Origin of the sequence: Actinotalea ferrariae CF5-4 (genome assembly GCF_000603945.1) — a bacterium.
Taxonomy (GTDB): Bacteria; Actinomycetota; Actinomycetes; order Actinomycetales; family Cellulomonadaceae; genus Actinotalea; species Actinotalea ferrariae.
In genome coordinates, this window is the sequence record NZ_AXCW01000118.1 from 1 (window position 1) to 13,987 (window position 13,987).

Annotated in this window: 10 protein-coding genes and 1 pseudogene; 5 read left to right on the top strand and 6 right to left on the bottom strand. The window is 75.1% G+C overall.

The annotated features are described in order from the left end of the window. Window positions 1-1,730: 1,730 nt before the first annotated feature. Both N866_RS22765 and N866_RS22770 read left to right on the top strand, forming a co-directional pair. Window positions 1,731-2,963 (top strand): annotated as a pseudogene (locus tag N866_RS22765) (putative bifunctional diguanylate cyclase/phosphodiesterase); the annotation flags it as partial. A gap of 19 nt (window positions 2,964-2,982) precedes the next feature. Continuing rightward, window positions 2,983-3,207, top strand: coding sequence for an EAL domain-containing protein (locus tag N866_RS22770; RefSeq protein WP_081802581.1), 225 nt, complete (start codon window positions 2,983-2,985; stop codon window positions 3,205-3,207). Window positions 3,208-3,291: 84 nt separating this feature from the next. Here the strand turns inward: N866_RS22770 and N866_RS11410 are convergent, their stop codons facing one another. Further along, window positions 3,292-4,845, bottom strand: coding sequence for a helix-turn-helix domain-containing protein (locus N866_RS11410; RefSeq protein ID WP_081802579.1), 1,554 nt, complete (start codon window positions 4,843-4,845; stop codon window positions 3,292-3,294). 121 nt (window positions 4,846-4,966) lie between these two features. Here N866_RS11410 and N866_RS11415 point away from each other — a divergent pair, with 121 nt between their 5' ends. Further along, entirely contained in the window at window positions 4,967-6,898 is a 1,932-nt protein-coding gene (locus tag N866_RS11415) for a phosphoenolpyruvate carboxykinase (GTP) (RefSeq protein WP_081802580.1), read from the top strand. 123 nt (window positions 6,899-7,021) lie between these two features. Here N866_RS11415 and N866_RS11420 read toward each other — a convergent pair whose 3' ends face one another. Then, window positions 7,022-7,540 carry a DUF6328 family protein gene (locus N866_RS11420; protein ID WP_052022946.1) on the bottom strand — a complete coding sequence of 173 codons (519 nt, stop codon included), beginning with the start codon at window positions 7,538-7,540 and terminating at the stop codon, window positions 7,022-7,024. Window positions 7,541-7,989: 449 nt separating this feature from the next. Between N866_RS11420 and N866_RS11425 the strand changes: the two genes are divergently transcribed. Then, complete coding sequence (locus tag N866_RS11425) at window positions 7,990-8,838, top strand: tryptophan-rich sensory protein (RefSeq protein WP_245612567.1); 849 nt, start codon at window positions 7,990-7,992, stop codon at window positions 8,836-8,838. 63 nt (window positions 8,839-8,901) lie between these two features. Here N866_RS11425 and N866_RS11430 read toward each other — a convergent pair whose 3' ends face one another. The 3 genes from N866_RS11430 to N866_RS11445 all read right to left on the bottom strand — a co-directional run bounded on the left by N866_RS11430 (window position 8,902) and on the right by N866_RS11445 (window position 12,038). Next, window positions 8,902-9,486 (bottom strand): NYN domain-containing protein, encoded by a 585-nt coding sequence (locus tag N866_RS11430; protein ID WP_034226437.1) that lies wholly within the window; start codon window positions 9,484-9,486, stop codon window positions 8,902-8,904. 94 nt (window positions 9,487-9,580) lie between these two features. Continuing rightward, complete coding sequence (locus tag N866_RS11435) at window positions 9,581-10,909, bottom strand: Glu/Leu/Phe/Val family dehydrogenase (protein ID WP_034226439.1); 1,329 nt, start codon at window positions 10,907-10,909, stop codon at window positions 9,581-9,583. A gap of 328 nt (window positions 10,910-11,237) precedes the next feature. Next, window positions 11,238-12,038 carry an aldo/keto reductase gene (locus N866_RS11445; protein WP_052022949.1) on the bottom strand — a complete coding sequence of 267 codons (801 nt, stop codon included), beginning with the start codon at window positions 12,036-12,038 and terminating at the stop codon, window positions 11,238-11,240. A gap of 201 nt (window positions 12,039-12,239) precedes the next feature. Here N866_RS11445 and N866_RS11450 point away from each other — a divergent pair, with 201 nt between their 5' ends. Then, window positions 12,240-12,758, top strand: a complete 519-nt coding sequence (locus tag N866_RS11450; RefSeq protein WP_034226443.1) for a flavodoxin domain-containing protein — start codon at window positions 12,240-12,242, stop codon at window positions 12,756-12,758. Between the two features lie 79 nt (window positions 12,759-12,837). On the opposite strand, the gene N866_RS11455 is transcribed toward N866_RS11450, so the two are convergent. Beyond that, a partial coding sequence (locus N866_RS11455) for an APC family permease (protein ID WP_052022947.1) occupies window positions 12,838-13,987 on the bottom strand: 1,150 nt, incomplete at its 5' end.

The following is a 13,987-nucleotide window of genomic DNA, read 5'->3' on the forward strand; positions in this document are numbered from 1 at the left end:
CGCGGTGGCCCTGGTGCGCGGCGCGGTGGCGCTGCTGCGCGGCGCGGTGGCGCGGCGAGCGGCTGCCTGGCCCCCGCCCTTCGGCCGGGTGCTCCCAGTGCTCCCCATGGTCCGTCCCCTGTCCGCCGGAGGTGTCGCGGACCCCGGGCCAGCCGACCGTACGACGGGCTCCGGACGGCGCGCGTGGGACCGAAGGCTCAGATCACCCGGTCCGGGACGGGTCGATGTCTCACGGGAGGGTCCTGCGCCGTCGATAAGTCCGACGAGCAGACGATTCCAGACCGCCGGCGGGCGCGCGACCATGAAGGGACCCGATGAGCCACGAACGGCGGGAGACGTCGGGCGCCACCACGCTGCTGCTGCTCGCCCACGTGAAGGAGCGCGGCGGGTCCGCCGCGGTCGAGGAGGTCGTCCGCCGGGCCGAGGTGCCCCAGACGGCCGCCGAGCTGCGCGACCCGTCCTGCTGGATCGACTACGACGCCCGGATCCGGCTCTTCACCGCCGCCACCGAGGTCCTCGCCGACCCGACGACCATGCAGCAGGTGGGCGCGGCGGCCGTCACCCAGGGCGCGCACAACTCCCTGCTCCTCGTGATGCGGCGTCTCGGCTCGCCGCGGGCCGCCTTCCGGGCGGTCACCCGGGCCGTCCCCCGGTTCACGACGACGTCGACCATGCAGGTCCTGCGCACCACCCGGACGTCGGCGGAGCTGGACTACCGGCTGCACGAGGGCTACGAGCCCTCCCGGCTGGACTGCGACTTTGCCCAGGGGCTGCTGTCCTCGGTCCCGACGATCTTCGGGCTCCCGCCCGCACAGGTGGAGCACCCGCAGTGCCAGGCCGACGGCTTCCCGTCCTGCCGCTACAGCATCACCTGGGCGCCGCACCGGCAGGGGCTGCGCCGCCGCTTCCCGGCGCTCGGGCGGGACGTCGAGCTCCGCGCGCTGGAAGGGCAGATGAAGGAGCTCCAGCTCGCCGCCTCGGACCTGGTCGGCAGCGCCGACGTCGGGGAGGCCCTCGACCGCATCGTCAGCCGCGCCGCCGCCGCCGTCCTCGCGCCGGCGTACCTGCTGGTCGTCGGCGGGGAGGACGGGCGACCGGCCCGCGTCCGCTCCCGCGGCCTGTCCGCCCGGCGGGAGGCCGATCTCGCCCGTCTGCTCCTGGCGGGAGAGGTCGACGGCCCCTCCATCACCGTCGTGGACGTCGCGTCGCAGCGGCGCCGCCACGGACGCCTCGCGGTGGTCCACGGCCCCGATCACGCGGCGATGCCGGAGGAGCGCGCCCTCCTGGAGGCCTACGGCCGGCACGCGGCCGCGGCGCTGGACCTGCTGACCGCGCTGGAGACGACGCGCACGGAGTCCGACCGCGCGAGCGCGCTGCTGCGCCTGGCCCAGGACCTCGCCGCCGCCGAGGACGAGCAGGCGGTCGCGGACGTCCTCGCGGCCGCCATCCCGGTCGTCATGGGCTGCCGGTCCTCCAGCGTGATGCTGTGGCACGAGGGGCGGCTGCGCGTCGTGGCGGCGTCGGGCCAGTCACCGGAGCGACGCGCGAGCCTGATCGGCACCTACATGCCGGGCGACCCCACACCGGAGCTGCGTCAGCTGCTCACCCGCCGGGACGCGCTGCTCGTGGACGTGGAGACCTCGAGCGCCCCGGTCGCGGAGATGCTGCGCTCGGTCCAGGCCACGGCCGTGATCATCGCGCCCCTGGTCGCCGGCGAGACGTCGCTCGGGATGGTCACCGCCTCCTGGGGGAGCCCGACGAGGGCGGCGGACCTCGACGCGGACCTGACCCAGCGGGTCACCGCCGTCAGCGCCCAGGGAGCCACGGCGCTGTCCAAGGCCCGCCTCCTCGCGACCGTGCGGCACCAGTCGCTGCACGACGCGCTCACGGTGCTGCCCAACCGTGTCCTGTTCGCCCGGACGCTGCACGAGGTGCTCCGCGCCGCGCCGCCGGGGCAGGGCACGGCCGTCCTCTTCTGCGACCTCGACCGGTTCAAGACGGTGAACGACGAGCACGGGCACGCCGCCGGGGACGAGCTGCTGCGTCAGGTGGCCGGGCGGCTGCGCGGCGTCTTCCGGCCCGACGACCTCGTCGGGCGGCTCAGCGGGGACGAGTTCGCCGTGGTGCTCGCCGACGTCGACGAGGCCACCGCCGTCGCGCTCGCCGGCCGGGTGGTCGAGGCGCTGGACCAGCCGTTCCGGGTCGAGGGGCGCGAGCAGAGGGTCACCGTCAGCGTGGGCGTCGCCCTGCACGAGGGCACGGACGGGCGTGGCGACCGCCTGCTCGCGGCGGCGGACGCGGCGATGTACGAGGCGAAGCAGCGGGGTCGCAACCAGGTCGCCGTCGCGGGCGCGGTCCGCGACCGGCTCGTCGTCCCGTCCCTCGAGGCGGAGCTGGGCCAGGCGGTCGAGCGCGGGCAGCTCCGCATGTACTTCCAGCCCGTCGTGGACGTGGCGGGCGAGGACACGGTCGTCGTCGGGGCGGAGGCGCTGCTGCGGTGGGCGCACCCCCGGCTCGGGCTGCTCGCGCCCGGGGCGTTCCTGCCGCTGGCGGAGGAGTCGGGCCTCGTGGCGGACCTCGACCTGTGGGCCGTCGACGCCGCCTGCGCGGCGCTGGCGGGCTGGCCGGTGCCGACGGACGGGCGCCCCCCGCTCAACGTCGCCGTGAACCTCGGCAGCGGGACCCTCGTGGACGACCGGCTGATCGGGACCGTCCGCGCCGCCCTGACCCGTCACGACATCGCCCCGGAGCGCCTGCACCTGGAGATCGTCGAGAGCCGGACGCTCGCGGACGTCCCGCGCATCGCGGAGCACCTCGCCGAGCTGCGCCGCATGGGGCTGCGGATCGCGCTGGACGACTTCGGCACCGGCTTCTCCACCCTCGCGTGGCTCCAGGCCCTCCCGGTGGACCAGATCAAGATCGACCGCAGCTTCGTGCGGCGCCTGCCCGACGACGGCGCGTCGCTCGCGGTCGTCCGGGGGCGTGTTCGCGCTCGCGGCCGAGCTGGGCGTCGACGTCGTCGCCGAGGGCGTCGAGCGCGCCGACCAGCTGGACCTGCTGCGGCTTGCCGGGTGCCGTCACGCGCAGGGCTACCTCCTCGGTCGCCCGGCGCCGCGCCTGGAGACGCTCGTCACGGTGGACCGGGCCGTCGTCGACGCGCGGGTCCCGCGCCCGCGGGGGCCCTCGAAGGCCGACACCGTCACCTGACCCTGCCCGCCTGACCCTGCCCGCGCCGGACCCCGCCCAGCGCGCTCGGCGCCTGGTGCCGGCGGGCGGCTCCGGCGGCTCCGCTCAGGGGCGCGACGGCCGCGAGCCGGCGTGGCGCTCGAGGAAGGCGTAGACCTCCGAGTCGTCCACGCCGGGGAAGGTGCCGGACGGCAGCGGCGCCAGGATCTGCGCGTGGAGGGCGGCGCTCGGCCACGCGTGCGCCGACCAGCGGTCCGCGAGCCCCGGTTCGGGGCGCCGGCAGCACGCGGGGTCCGGGCAGGTGGAGCGGTTCCGGGTGGTCGTGTCGCGACCCCGGAACCACTTGGCCGAGCCGAACGGCACGCCGACGGTGATGGAGAACTGGCCGCGTTCGGTGGAGCCGGTCTGGGTGGTGCACCAGTACGTGCCCTCCGGGGTGTCCGTGTACTGGTAGTACTCGGTGGTCCGGTCGCGGCGCTCGAACGCCGACCGTGCCGCCCACTGGCGGCAGACGAGCTGCCCCTCGATCGCCCCGGTCGGATCGGTGGGGAACCGGACGCCGTCGTTCTCGTAGCCCTTGTAGAGCGCGCCGTCGTCCCCGACGCGCAGGAAGTGCAGGCGCACGTCCAGGTGCGAGGTCATGAGGTTCGTCATCCGCTGCGCCGCCGTCTCGTGCGTCACGCCGAACGCGTCCCGGAAGTCCTCCACCGCCAGGTCCTTCGCCCGCTTGGCCTCGCCCAGGAACGCGACGGCGGCCTCGCGGGGCAGCAGGCAGGCCGCGGCGAAGTAGTTGATCTCCACGCGCTGCCGGAGGAAGTCCGCGTAGCTGCGCGGCTGGACGTGGCCGAGGACGCGGTGCGCGATCGCCTGGAGCGCGAGGGACCGCAGCCCGTGGCCGCCCGGGATGGAGGCGGGCGGCAGGTAGATCCGGCCGTTTGCCAGGTCCGTGACGGTGCGGGTGGAGTGCGGCAGGTCCGCGACGTGCAGGAGGGTGAACCCGAGGTGCTGCGCCATGCGGGCGACCGCCCGGTGCGTCAGGGCCCCCGACGTGTACCCGCCGTGGCGGAGGGACTCGGCGGCCGCGTCCTCGATCTCCGGCAGGTAGTTGTCCCGCTCGCGCATCCACAGTCGCAGCGCCGTGATCGCGCGGCGCGCCTCCTCGGGCGTGGCGATCGCGGCGTCCGTGCGTCGCGCCAGCTCCGCCTGGAGGCCGACGAGCGCCTCCAGGGCGTCGGTCGGCAGGGTCTTGCCCGGGCGGACGGTGGGCAGGCCGAGCGCCTGGTAGAGCGACGTGGCCTGCGCCCGCTCGAGCTCGATCTCCAGCGCCGCGCGCCGCGACGGCGGCTCCTGCGCGAGCAGGTCGGTCGGGGTCGTGCCGAGCGCGTCGGCCAGGGCCTGGAGCAGGGAGATCCGGGGCTCCCGACGCCCGTTCTCCACGAGCGAGAGCTGGCTGGCGGTGGTCCCGACGGCGGCGCCGAGCTGGTCCAGCGTCAGTCCGCGGGCCGTGCGCAGGTGCCGGATGCGCCGCCCGAGGGTCAGCAGGCCGGTCGCCGGTGAGGGCGCGGTCACCGGGTCGTCCGCGATGGTGATCACGGGGCGGCGCCGCCGCGGGCTGCTCCCCGCGGGCGAGGGCGTCTCCAGGGGGTGCTCATCAGCCATGACATGACAGTAGCGAAAGAATCGCTGTTCTTACCCCCTGTAGCGGTTGGAAGTGGGGGAAAACCTGCGTGATGGTGGGACGAGGCGCCGGACCGGGCGCACCCAGATCGGAAGGGAAGCCATGACCACGCTCGAGGACCGCCCCGACGTCCTGCCGGCGGCTCGCCCCCACGCGCCGTCGGCCACCGCCACCGCCCCCAGCCTCCGCTCCACCGGCCCCGCCGGTGCCCCCGGCCCGGTCGACCAGGCACCGACCCGGCACCGTGCGCTGCGGTCGTGGGTCGCCTCGATCGCCGAGCTGACCCGGCCGGACCAGGTGGTCTGGTGCGACGGCTCGCCGGAGGAGTACGCGCGGCTGTGCGACCAGCTCGTCGCGGACGGCACGTTCCTCCCGCTGAACCCGCAGAAGCGCCCCCGCTCCTTCCTCGCCCGGTCCGCGCCCGACGACGTGGCGCGCGTGGAGAGCCGCACGTTCATCTGCTCCCAGCGACCCGAGGACGCCGGGCCGACGAACAACTGGCGGGCGCCCGGCGCGATGCGCACGGAGCTGACCAGCCTGTTCGCGGGCTCGATGCGCGGCCGCACCATGTACGTCATCCCCTTCGCGATGGGGCCCGTCGGGTCGCCGCTCGCCGAGTACGGCGTCGAGGTCACCGACTCGCCGTACGTCGTCGTCAGCATGCACCTCATGACGCGCGTGGGGTCGGCCGTGCTGGACCAGCTCGGGACGGACGGCGAGTTCGTCCCCGCCGTGCACAGCGTCGGCATGCCGCTCGTCGACGCCGCGGGTCGCCGGCGCGAGGACGTGGCGTGGCCGTGCAACGACACCAAGTACATCGTGCACTTCCCCGAGAGCCGCGAGATCTGGTCCTTCGGCTCCGGGTACGGCGGCAACGCGCTGCTGGGGAAGAAGTGCTTCGCGCTGCGCATCGCGTCGGTGATGGCGCGCGACGACGGCTGGCTCGCCGAGCACATGCTCGTCCTGCGCCTCACCTCGCCCGAGGGCCGGCAGTTCCACGTCGCCGCGGCCTTCCCCTCGGCGTGCGGCAAGACGAACCTCGCGATGGTGCGCCCGACGGTCCCGGGGTGGACCGCCGAGACGGTGGGGGACGACATCGCCTGGATGCGTCCGGGCCCGGACGGCCGGCTGCGCGCCATCAACCCCGAGGCCGGCTTCTTCGGCGTCGCACCGGGCACGGGCGAGGCGTCGAACCCGACCGCCGTGGAGATGACCCGGTCCGACACCGTCTTCACCAACGTGGCGCTGACCGACGACGGCGACGTCTGGTGGGAGGGGCTGACGCCCGAGGCCCCGGCGCACCTCGTCGACTGGCAGGGCCAGGACTGGACGCCCGACGCCGGGCGGCCGGCGGCGCACCCGAACTCCCGCTTCACGGTCCGGGCGGACCGCTGCCCAAGCATCAGCGACAGCTGGGAGGACCCGGCAGGGGTGCCGATCGACGCGATCCTCTTCGGGGGACGCCGCGCCTCCAACGTCCCGCTCGTCGTCGAGGCGCGGGACTGGGCGCACGGGGTGTTCCTCGGGGCGACCATCGCGTCGGAGCAGACCGCAGCGGCCGAGGGCGCCGTCGGCACCCTGCGCCGGGACCCGTTCGCGATGCTGCCGTTCTGCGGCTACAACATGGCCGACTACTGGGCCCACTGGCTGCGGATGGGCGAGACCCTCGGGGCCGGCGCGCCCCGTCTCTTCCAGGTCAACTGGTTCCGCAAGGGGGAGGACGGCCGCTTCCTGTGGCCCGGCTTCGGCGAGAACTCCCGCGTCCTGGAGTGGGTCCTGCGGCGCGTCGCGGGCGAGGCCGAGGCGGCCGACACCCCGATCGGGCGGATCCCCGCCGCGGGTGCGCTCGTGCTCGAGGGCCTGGACCTCCCGGCGGAGGACCTGGACGAGCTCTTCCGGATCGACCCCGACGCGTGGCTCGAGGAGTGCGCGCTGACGGAGGAGTTCCTCGAGGTGTTCGGCGAGCGCGTCCCGTCCGAGGTGCGCCAGGAGCTGGCGACGCTGCAGGAGAGGCTGCGCGCCGCGCGCGGCTGACGGGTGCCGCCGCCCCGGCGGGGGCGGTTCCGACGCGGGCTCGGGGTCCACAACGGCGTGGATTCCGGGCCGGCGCACGTGGCGACGCCCGTGCGGCCCACCGACGCCCCGGAAGGGCTCACCTCACCTCACCGGGGCGTCCTCGTGCGACCGCCGTCCCATGATGACCGGCAGCACGAACCACGCGGCCACGAGGAGAGTGAGGATCGCCCCGGCCGCCGCGAAGGCGAACGGCAGGTCGACGACGACGTCGAAGACCAGCAGGACCACACCGCTCACGGTCAGGGCGAGGAAGACCAGTCCCACCCGCATCAGCCGGTCCGCCGCGGTGACGAGGGCCGACTTGGCGTGCCGGCGGAAGAGCTGGCGGTGCAGGCTCACGGGGGCGACGAGGAGCGCCGTCGTCGTCGCGGCGAGGATCACCAGGACGAGGTAGATCGTCCGGTGGTTCGCCTCCAGGTCCTCGAACCGGGCGGAGAACGGCACCGTGAGCAGGAAGCCCGTGAGGATCTGGATGCCGGTCTGCGTGACGCGCAGCTCCTGCAGGATCTCGTTCCAGTTCCGGTCGAGCCGCTCGGTCGCGGTCTCTCGGCGGCCGTCCGGGCCGACGGGCACCTCGTCGTGGCGGCGGTCGGGCGTCACGGGACCTCCAGCGGCTCGGCCGCGACAGCGGTGCCGCGGCGTCCCGACCGGCACCGTGCCGGCCGGACGGTCGAAGTCTCGCGCAGGGATCGGCCCTCCCGCACGTGGAAGGAGCACCGCGCCTCGGCCTCGGGAACGCCGCTGCGGATTCCGTCGTGACGAGCGTCACCGTTCGTCGGTCCGCCGGGTGAGGGCTTTAACGACCCCGGACATGGTTGCGCCCCCGCTCGCGACTTCGCGGGCGGGGGCGGTGGCGGCCGTCTCGCCTGCACAGGGCGTCACGGACTCGCCTCGACCCAGAAGGCCGGCCACTGCTCTCGCGGTGGCAGGGAGAGTGGTTCCGACGGTAGACCGGATCCGGTGTGCGCGCGACCGGTACGGCGGGAGACGACGGAATCCGTCGTGGACCAGGGGTGCACATGGTCACGAACCGTGGTCATGATGGTCATGTGAGCCCTCATCGAGCCCTCCCGACCGACTCCCGCCCGCTGAACGCCCCGGCCGACGACGCCCGCGGCGGAGACCTCGTGCGGCAGGTGGTCGTGCTCGTCGGGTCTCTCGTCGCGATCGCCGCCGCCTTCGTCGGCTCCGGCGCGACCGGCGGGGAGGACCAGACCGAGGTGGACGACGGCGCCCTGGCGGCGGACGCGACGCTGGTCGCCCCGGGACAGCCGGCGTTCGCCATCTGGTCCGTGATCTACACCGGCCTCCTCGCCTACGCGGTCTGGCAGGCCCTGCCCAGCCGCCGCGCCGACGCCCGGCAGCGGCGCGTGGGGTGGCTCGTCCTGGCGTCGATGCTGCTCAACGCGCTGTGGCTGGCGGTCGTCCAGCTCGAGCTGCTCGTGCTCAGCGTGCCCGTCATCGTCGCGCTGCTCGTCGTCCTGGCGCTCGTGCACGTCCGGCTCGTGGCCTCGCGCCCCCGGGGGACCGTCGAGGCCGTCGTCCTGGACGGCACGCTCGGTCTGTACCTGGGCTGGGTCAGCGTGGCGACGGTCGCCAACACCGCGGCCGTCCTGACGGCCGGTGGGTTCACCGAGCTGGGCCTGGGCGGGGAGACCTGGGCCGTCGTGGTCCTCGCCGTCGCGGCGCTGGTCGGCGTCGGCCTGGCCGTGCACAGCCGGGGACGGCTCGCCATCGGCGCCGCGCTCGCCTGGGGACTCGCGTGGATCGCCGTCGCGCGGTCGACCGACGAGCCCCGGTCCACGGTGACGGCCGCGGCGGCCGGCGTCGCGGCCGCCGTCGTCGTCGTGGCGACGGTCGCGCTGCGGGCGCGTCGGGAGGCGGCCCGCCGGCGCTGACCGACGGCGCGCGGCTGGGCGACCGACGGGCACCGGCCGACGTCCCCGCCGGTGCCCCCGACCTCAGAGGTAGCGCAGCGGGTCGAACTCGTCGAGGGAGATGATCCGCAGGCGGGGGAGCTGCACGTTGAAGGCCTTGACCTCGGTCTCGAGGTCGAAGATCTCCAGGCCGCCGTCACCGAGGTGCTGCAGCTGGGTGCTGGTGAACTCCTTGAACGCCAGCAGGCCGACGTTGCGGCCCGGGCCGAGCAGCTGCGCGAGCTGCGGCGCGAAGTCCCCGTCGTGGCTGGCGAGCAGGACGTCCCCGGCACGGTCCACCAGCGCGTCCAGCGTGCGCTGGATGCCGATGTCCACGACCTTCTCGTGGGCCTCGCCGGCCAGGGGGATGGGCTGGAAGCCGATCGCCAGCAGCGCCTGGATGAAGCCCATCGGCATCGTGCCGTTGGAGGCGTTGAGGAAGAACAGGCCCTTGACGTCGTCGGCGTCCCACGCCTGCTTGCCGAAGTCGAGCACGCGCTCCCAGCGGGGACGCTGCTCCGGCGAGGGGCGCGACCCGAGGATCGACCCGCCGAGCGTCGCGTCGATGTTCTCGCCGTCGACGAGGACGTACGTCGTCCGGCGCGGTGCGCTGATGGCGTCGGTGCTCACGGGGAGAGCCTAGGGCTCGACCGCGCCCTGCACGGCAGGAGGGCCGGCGCACCGTCGTGCTCCGACCCTCCCGCGTGCGCGTGGCGCGCGTCCGTCAGGGGTAGAGGCCCCGCGTCCGGTGCGCGGTCGCGACCCGCTTGACGCCGATGAGCATGGCCGCGTCCCGCAGCGTGACGCCCTCGCGGCGCGCCATCTCGGCGACCGCCCCGTAGGACGACAGCATCCGCTGCTCCAGACGCTGCTCGATCTCCGCCTCCGTCCACCAGTACGCCTGCTGCGCCTGCACCCACTCGAAGTAGGACACGACGACGCCACCCGCGTTGGCGAGGATGTCCGGGACGACCGTGATCCCGCGCCGGGTCAGGATGGCGTCCGCACCGGCCGTCGTCGGGCCGTTGGCGCCCTCGACGACGAGCGGCGCCTGCACGTGCTCGGCGTTCTCGGCCGTGAGCACGCCCTCGACGGCGGCCGGCACCAGCACGTCGACGTCCAGGGTCAGGAGCGCGTCGTTGTGGATCGGGTCCGCATCGGGGAAGTCCACGACCGAGCCCGTGCGGCGGACGTGGTCCAGCAGCCGGGGCAGGTCGAGGCCGCCGCTGCGGTGGAGGCCGCCGTACTGGTCGCTGACCGCCTCCACGCGGGCCCCGGCCTCGGCGAAGAACTCCGCCGCGTGCGAGCCCACCTTGCCGAAGCCCTGCACCGCGACCGAGACGTCGTCCAGGTCCTGGCCCGTCTCCCGGAGCGCGGCGCGCGCGGAGTGGACGACGCCGCGGGACGTCGCCGTCGCGCGGCCCAGCGAGCCGCCGACGTCGATCGGCTTGCCGGTGACGACGGCGGGGATCGTGTAGCCCTTGTTGACCGAGTAGGTGTCCATGATCCAGGCCATGGTGCGGTCGTCCGTGCCGACGTCCGGCGCCATGATGTCCCGCTCGGGGCCGATCATCGGCATGATCTCGCTCGTGTAGCGCCGGGTGACGCGCTCGAGCTCCCCGGTGGAGTAGTGGCGCGGGTCGATCGAGACGCCGCCCTTGGCACCGCCGTACGGCAGCTCGACGATGGCGCACTTCCACGTCATCCACATCGCCAGGGCGCGCACCTCGTCGATGTCGACGCTCGGGCTGTAGCGCAGACCGCCCTTGCCGGGGCCGCGGGTGATGTTGTGCTGCACGCGGTAGCCGTGGAACAGCTCCGTGCTGCCGTCGTCCCGTCGCAGCGGGATGGCCACGTTCATCTCCCGGCGGGGGGTGGCGAGCATCGCGTGCATGCCGGTGTCGAGCCCGAGCCGCTGGACCGCGTGCGCCAGCTGGACCTGGGCGGTCTCGAGCGGGCCGGGGTGCGACGGGTGGGCGGCGTCCGGGGCGATCTCGGGGACGGCGTCGACCGTCGGGGTCGTGTCGGTCCGAGAGTCCTCGGTGGTGGTCATCGCGCGGGCCTCCTGGGTGTGGGTGCAGGCAGGGGCCGGCGAGGTCGTCGTCGTCCCCACCATGGAGTGTGGCACCCCCGACGGGCCGGGGCACGACGCGCCACGAGCGCAGAACCGCAGTTCTTGACGCCCCCACGGCCCCCCACCCCGCGACCGCCTGGCCCATCAGCGCCCGCACCGGGGCAGATTCGGCGCTTTCTGCCCTGCTGTGGGCGGGAAGGGAGAGATCTGCCCCGGGGAGGGGGTGGCGCCGGAGGCGGGTGCCGGCGGGGCGGGCAGGAGGGCGGGCGGCGGGGCGGCGGGGCCGGCGTGGCGAGCGGCAGGGGGGTCAGGCGGGGGAGCCGAGGGCGTCGATGCGGGCGACGTCCTCGTCGGACAGGTGGACGTCCAGCACGTCCAGGTTGCGCTCGATCCGCTCGGGCGTCACGGACTTCGGGATGACGACGACGCGGTGGCGCAGGTGCCAGGCCAGGACGACCTGCTCGACGCTGACGCCCTTGGCCTCGGCCAGCTCGCGCAGGACGGGGGCGTCCGTGTCCGTCCGCTTGAACGGGCTGTAGCCCTCGATGACGACGCCGCGCTGGGCGTGGTCCGTCACCAGCCCCAGGTCGTAGTCGGTCGGGCTCCAGGGGATCTGGTTGACGGCGGGTGCCTCGCCCGTCGCCTCGAGGAGCTCGTCGATCTGGGCGATCGAGTAGTTGCTGACGCCGATCGCGCGCACCAGGCCCTCGTCGCGCAGGTCGCGGAACGCCTGCCACGTCGACGGCGTCGCCTCGCCGTTCGGCGGCCAGTGCACGAGCCACAGGTCTACGTGGTCGGTGCCGAGGAGCCGAAGGCTCTCCTCGAGGGTCTCGCGCTCGCGGCCCGCCGCGTCGGGCGGCAGCTTCGTCGTGAGGAAGACCTGGTCGCGGGGCACGCCGGAGTCGGCGAGCCCCTGGCCCACCTGGTCCTCGTTGCTGTAGCCGGTGGCGGTGTCGACGTGCCGGTAGCCCACCTCGAGCGCGTGGCGGACGGCGCGGGCGGCCTCGTCGCCCTCGGACTGCCACGTGCCCAGTCCGAGCAGGGGCATCCGGACGTCACCGGTGGGGGTGCGCAGGTCGACGGTGGGGATCTGCGGTGGGGTGCTCATCGCGCCAGTCTGCGCAGGTCCCGCGCCGGCGTGCACGGCGAGCGGGGTGTCACGCCCCCGCACGGTGGACGCGCGTCGGAGGACGTCACGGCCGGTGACGTCCCACCCCGAGGGACCTCCGGCCCACGAGACCTGCCCCGCCGGGCCGGATGCTGACAGTGGACCTCAGCCGGTCCGCCAGAGCGAGAGGTGGTGCTCCCCATGGACGTCCTCGTGGCAGTCGCGTCCCGACACGGCTCGACGCGGGAGATCGCCGAGGTCATCGCCCACGCGCTCGCGTCCGACGGGCTCACCGTCACCCTCGCCGAGCCCGACGACGTCGAGTCGCTCGAGCCCTACGACGCCGTCGTCCTCGGCTCCTCCGTCTACGTCGGCCGGTGGGCCGCGTCGGCGCGGTCCATGGTCGACCGCCTGGCCGGCGAGCTGGCGGCGCGGCCGGTGTGGCTCTTCTCCTCGGGCCCGCTGGGTGACCCGCCCGCACCCGCGGGCGACCCGGACGAGGTCCCCTCCCTGCTCACGCGGCTCGGCGCTCGCGGGCACCGTACCTTCGGCGGCGCCCTGGACAAGAGCCGGCTGGCGCTGGCCGAGCGCGCCGTCGTGGCCCTGCTGCAGGCGCCGGAGGGCGACTTCCGCAACTGGCCCGAGATCATCGACTGGGCCGGCGGCATCGCGCAGGAGCTCCACGCCGAGCACCACCGGCACCTGCACGTCGCGGGCTGAGACCCGCCGGTCCTGAGCCTGCAGCCGGTCCTGTGCCGGCAGCCGGTCTGCGGCCGGTCCGCGACGGGCTCGCCGCCGGTCAGCCGTCGGCCAGCCCCAACGCCAGCGCCGCGGCGACGGTCAGGCAGCCCACGAGCCCCAGCACCGGCACGACCCGCCGGGTGCGGCCCGGGAGGGTGAGCGCGGCCGCGTGCGCGACCGCGTAGTAGACGAGCACCGCGACCGACGACGCCGCGATCGCGCGCGGGAGGTCCAGCAGCAGCAGACCGACGACGACGGCGCCGCCCACCGCCAGCTGCGCCCGCACCGGCCGGGGGTCGCCGTCGTGCGCGCGGGCGGACCGGCGGGTCGCCGTCGGGTGGGCGAGCCTGCGGGTGGTCGTGAGGTGGGCGAGCCCACGGGGCAGCACGCCGTCCCGGGCCATCGCGAGCGTCGTCCGGCTCAGCCCGAGCAGCACGCCGAGGGCGGAGGCGAGGGCGGCGAGCGCCGCCACGGCCACCACGACCGACGCCCAGCCCGGTCCGGCGAGGACCTCGACGAGGTCGGCCACGGGGCGCTGCGACGCGGCCAAGGTGGCGGGGCCGAGCACCGCGAGGAGCGCCGCGCCCACCGCCGCGTAGACGACGAGGACCGTGGCGAGGGCCGCCGCGATGGCCCGGGGCAGGGTGCGGCGGGGGTCCCTGACCTCCTCGCCGAGCGTGGCGACCCGGGCGTAGCCGGCGAACGCGAAGAAGAGGACGCCCGCGCCCTGGAGCAGCCCGGCAACGCCCGCCGGGTCCGCGAGGGCGCCGTCGAACGGGGTCCCAGCGGACGTCGACGCCGCCACCCGCCCGTCCACGACGGCGATCCCGGCGCCGACCACGACCGCCAGGAGGGTGCCGAGCACGACCACCACCACGGCCCGTGTCGCGGCCACGCCGCGCTGGAGCCCGCCGACCGCCAGCGCCGTGAGCGCCACCACCGCGGTGACGGCGACCGCCCGGGCGGCCTCCGGCCACAGGTAGGTGCCCACGGCCCAGGCCACGGCCCCGGCGCTGAGGGTCTTGCCGACGAGGAAGGCGGTCCCGGCGAGCACCCCCCACGGGGTCCCGAGGCGGGCGCGCCCGTAGGCGTACGCCCCGCCGGACGTCGGCAGCTCGGCGGCGAGCCGCGCCGAGGAGTCCGCGTTGGCCCACGCCACCAGGCCGGCCAGGACGAGCGCCCAGGGCAGCAGGCCGCCGGCCGCGGCG

Excerpts from the sequence above, each read along its gene's own strand:
- N866_RS11445 (WP_052022949.1), bottom strand. The coding sequence starts at position 12,038 with ATGAGCACCCCACCGCAGATCCCCACCGTCGACCTGCGCACCCCCACC.
- N866_RS11435 (WP_034226439.1), bottom strand. The coding sequence starts at position 10,909 with ATGACCACCACCGAGGACTCTCGGACCGACACGACCCCGACGGTCGAC.
- N866_RS11450 (WP_034226443.1), top strand. The coding sequence starts at position 12,240 with ATGGACGTCCTCGTGGCAGTCGCGTCCCGACACGGCTCGACGCGGGAG.
- N866_RS11410 (WP_081802579.1), bottom strand. The coding sequence starts at position 4,845 with ATGGCTGATGAGCACCCCCTGGAGACGCCCTCGCCCGCGGGGAGCAGC.
- N866_RS11415 (WP_081802580.1), top strand. The coding sequence starts at position 4,967 with ATGACCACGCTCGAGGACCGCCCCGACGTCCTGCCGGCGGCTCGCCCC.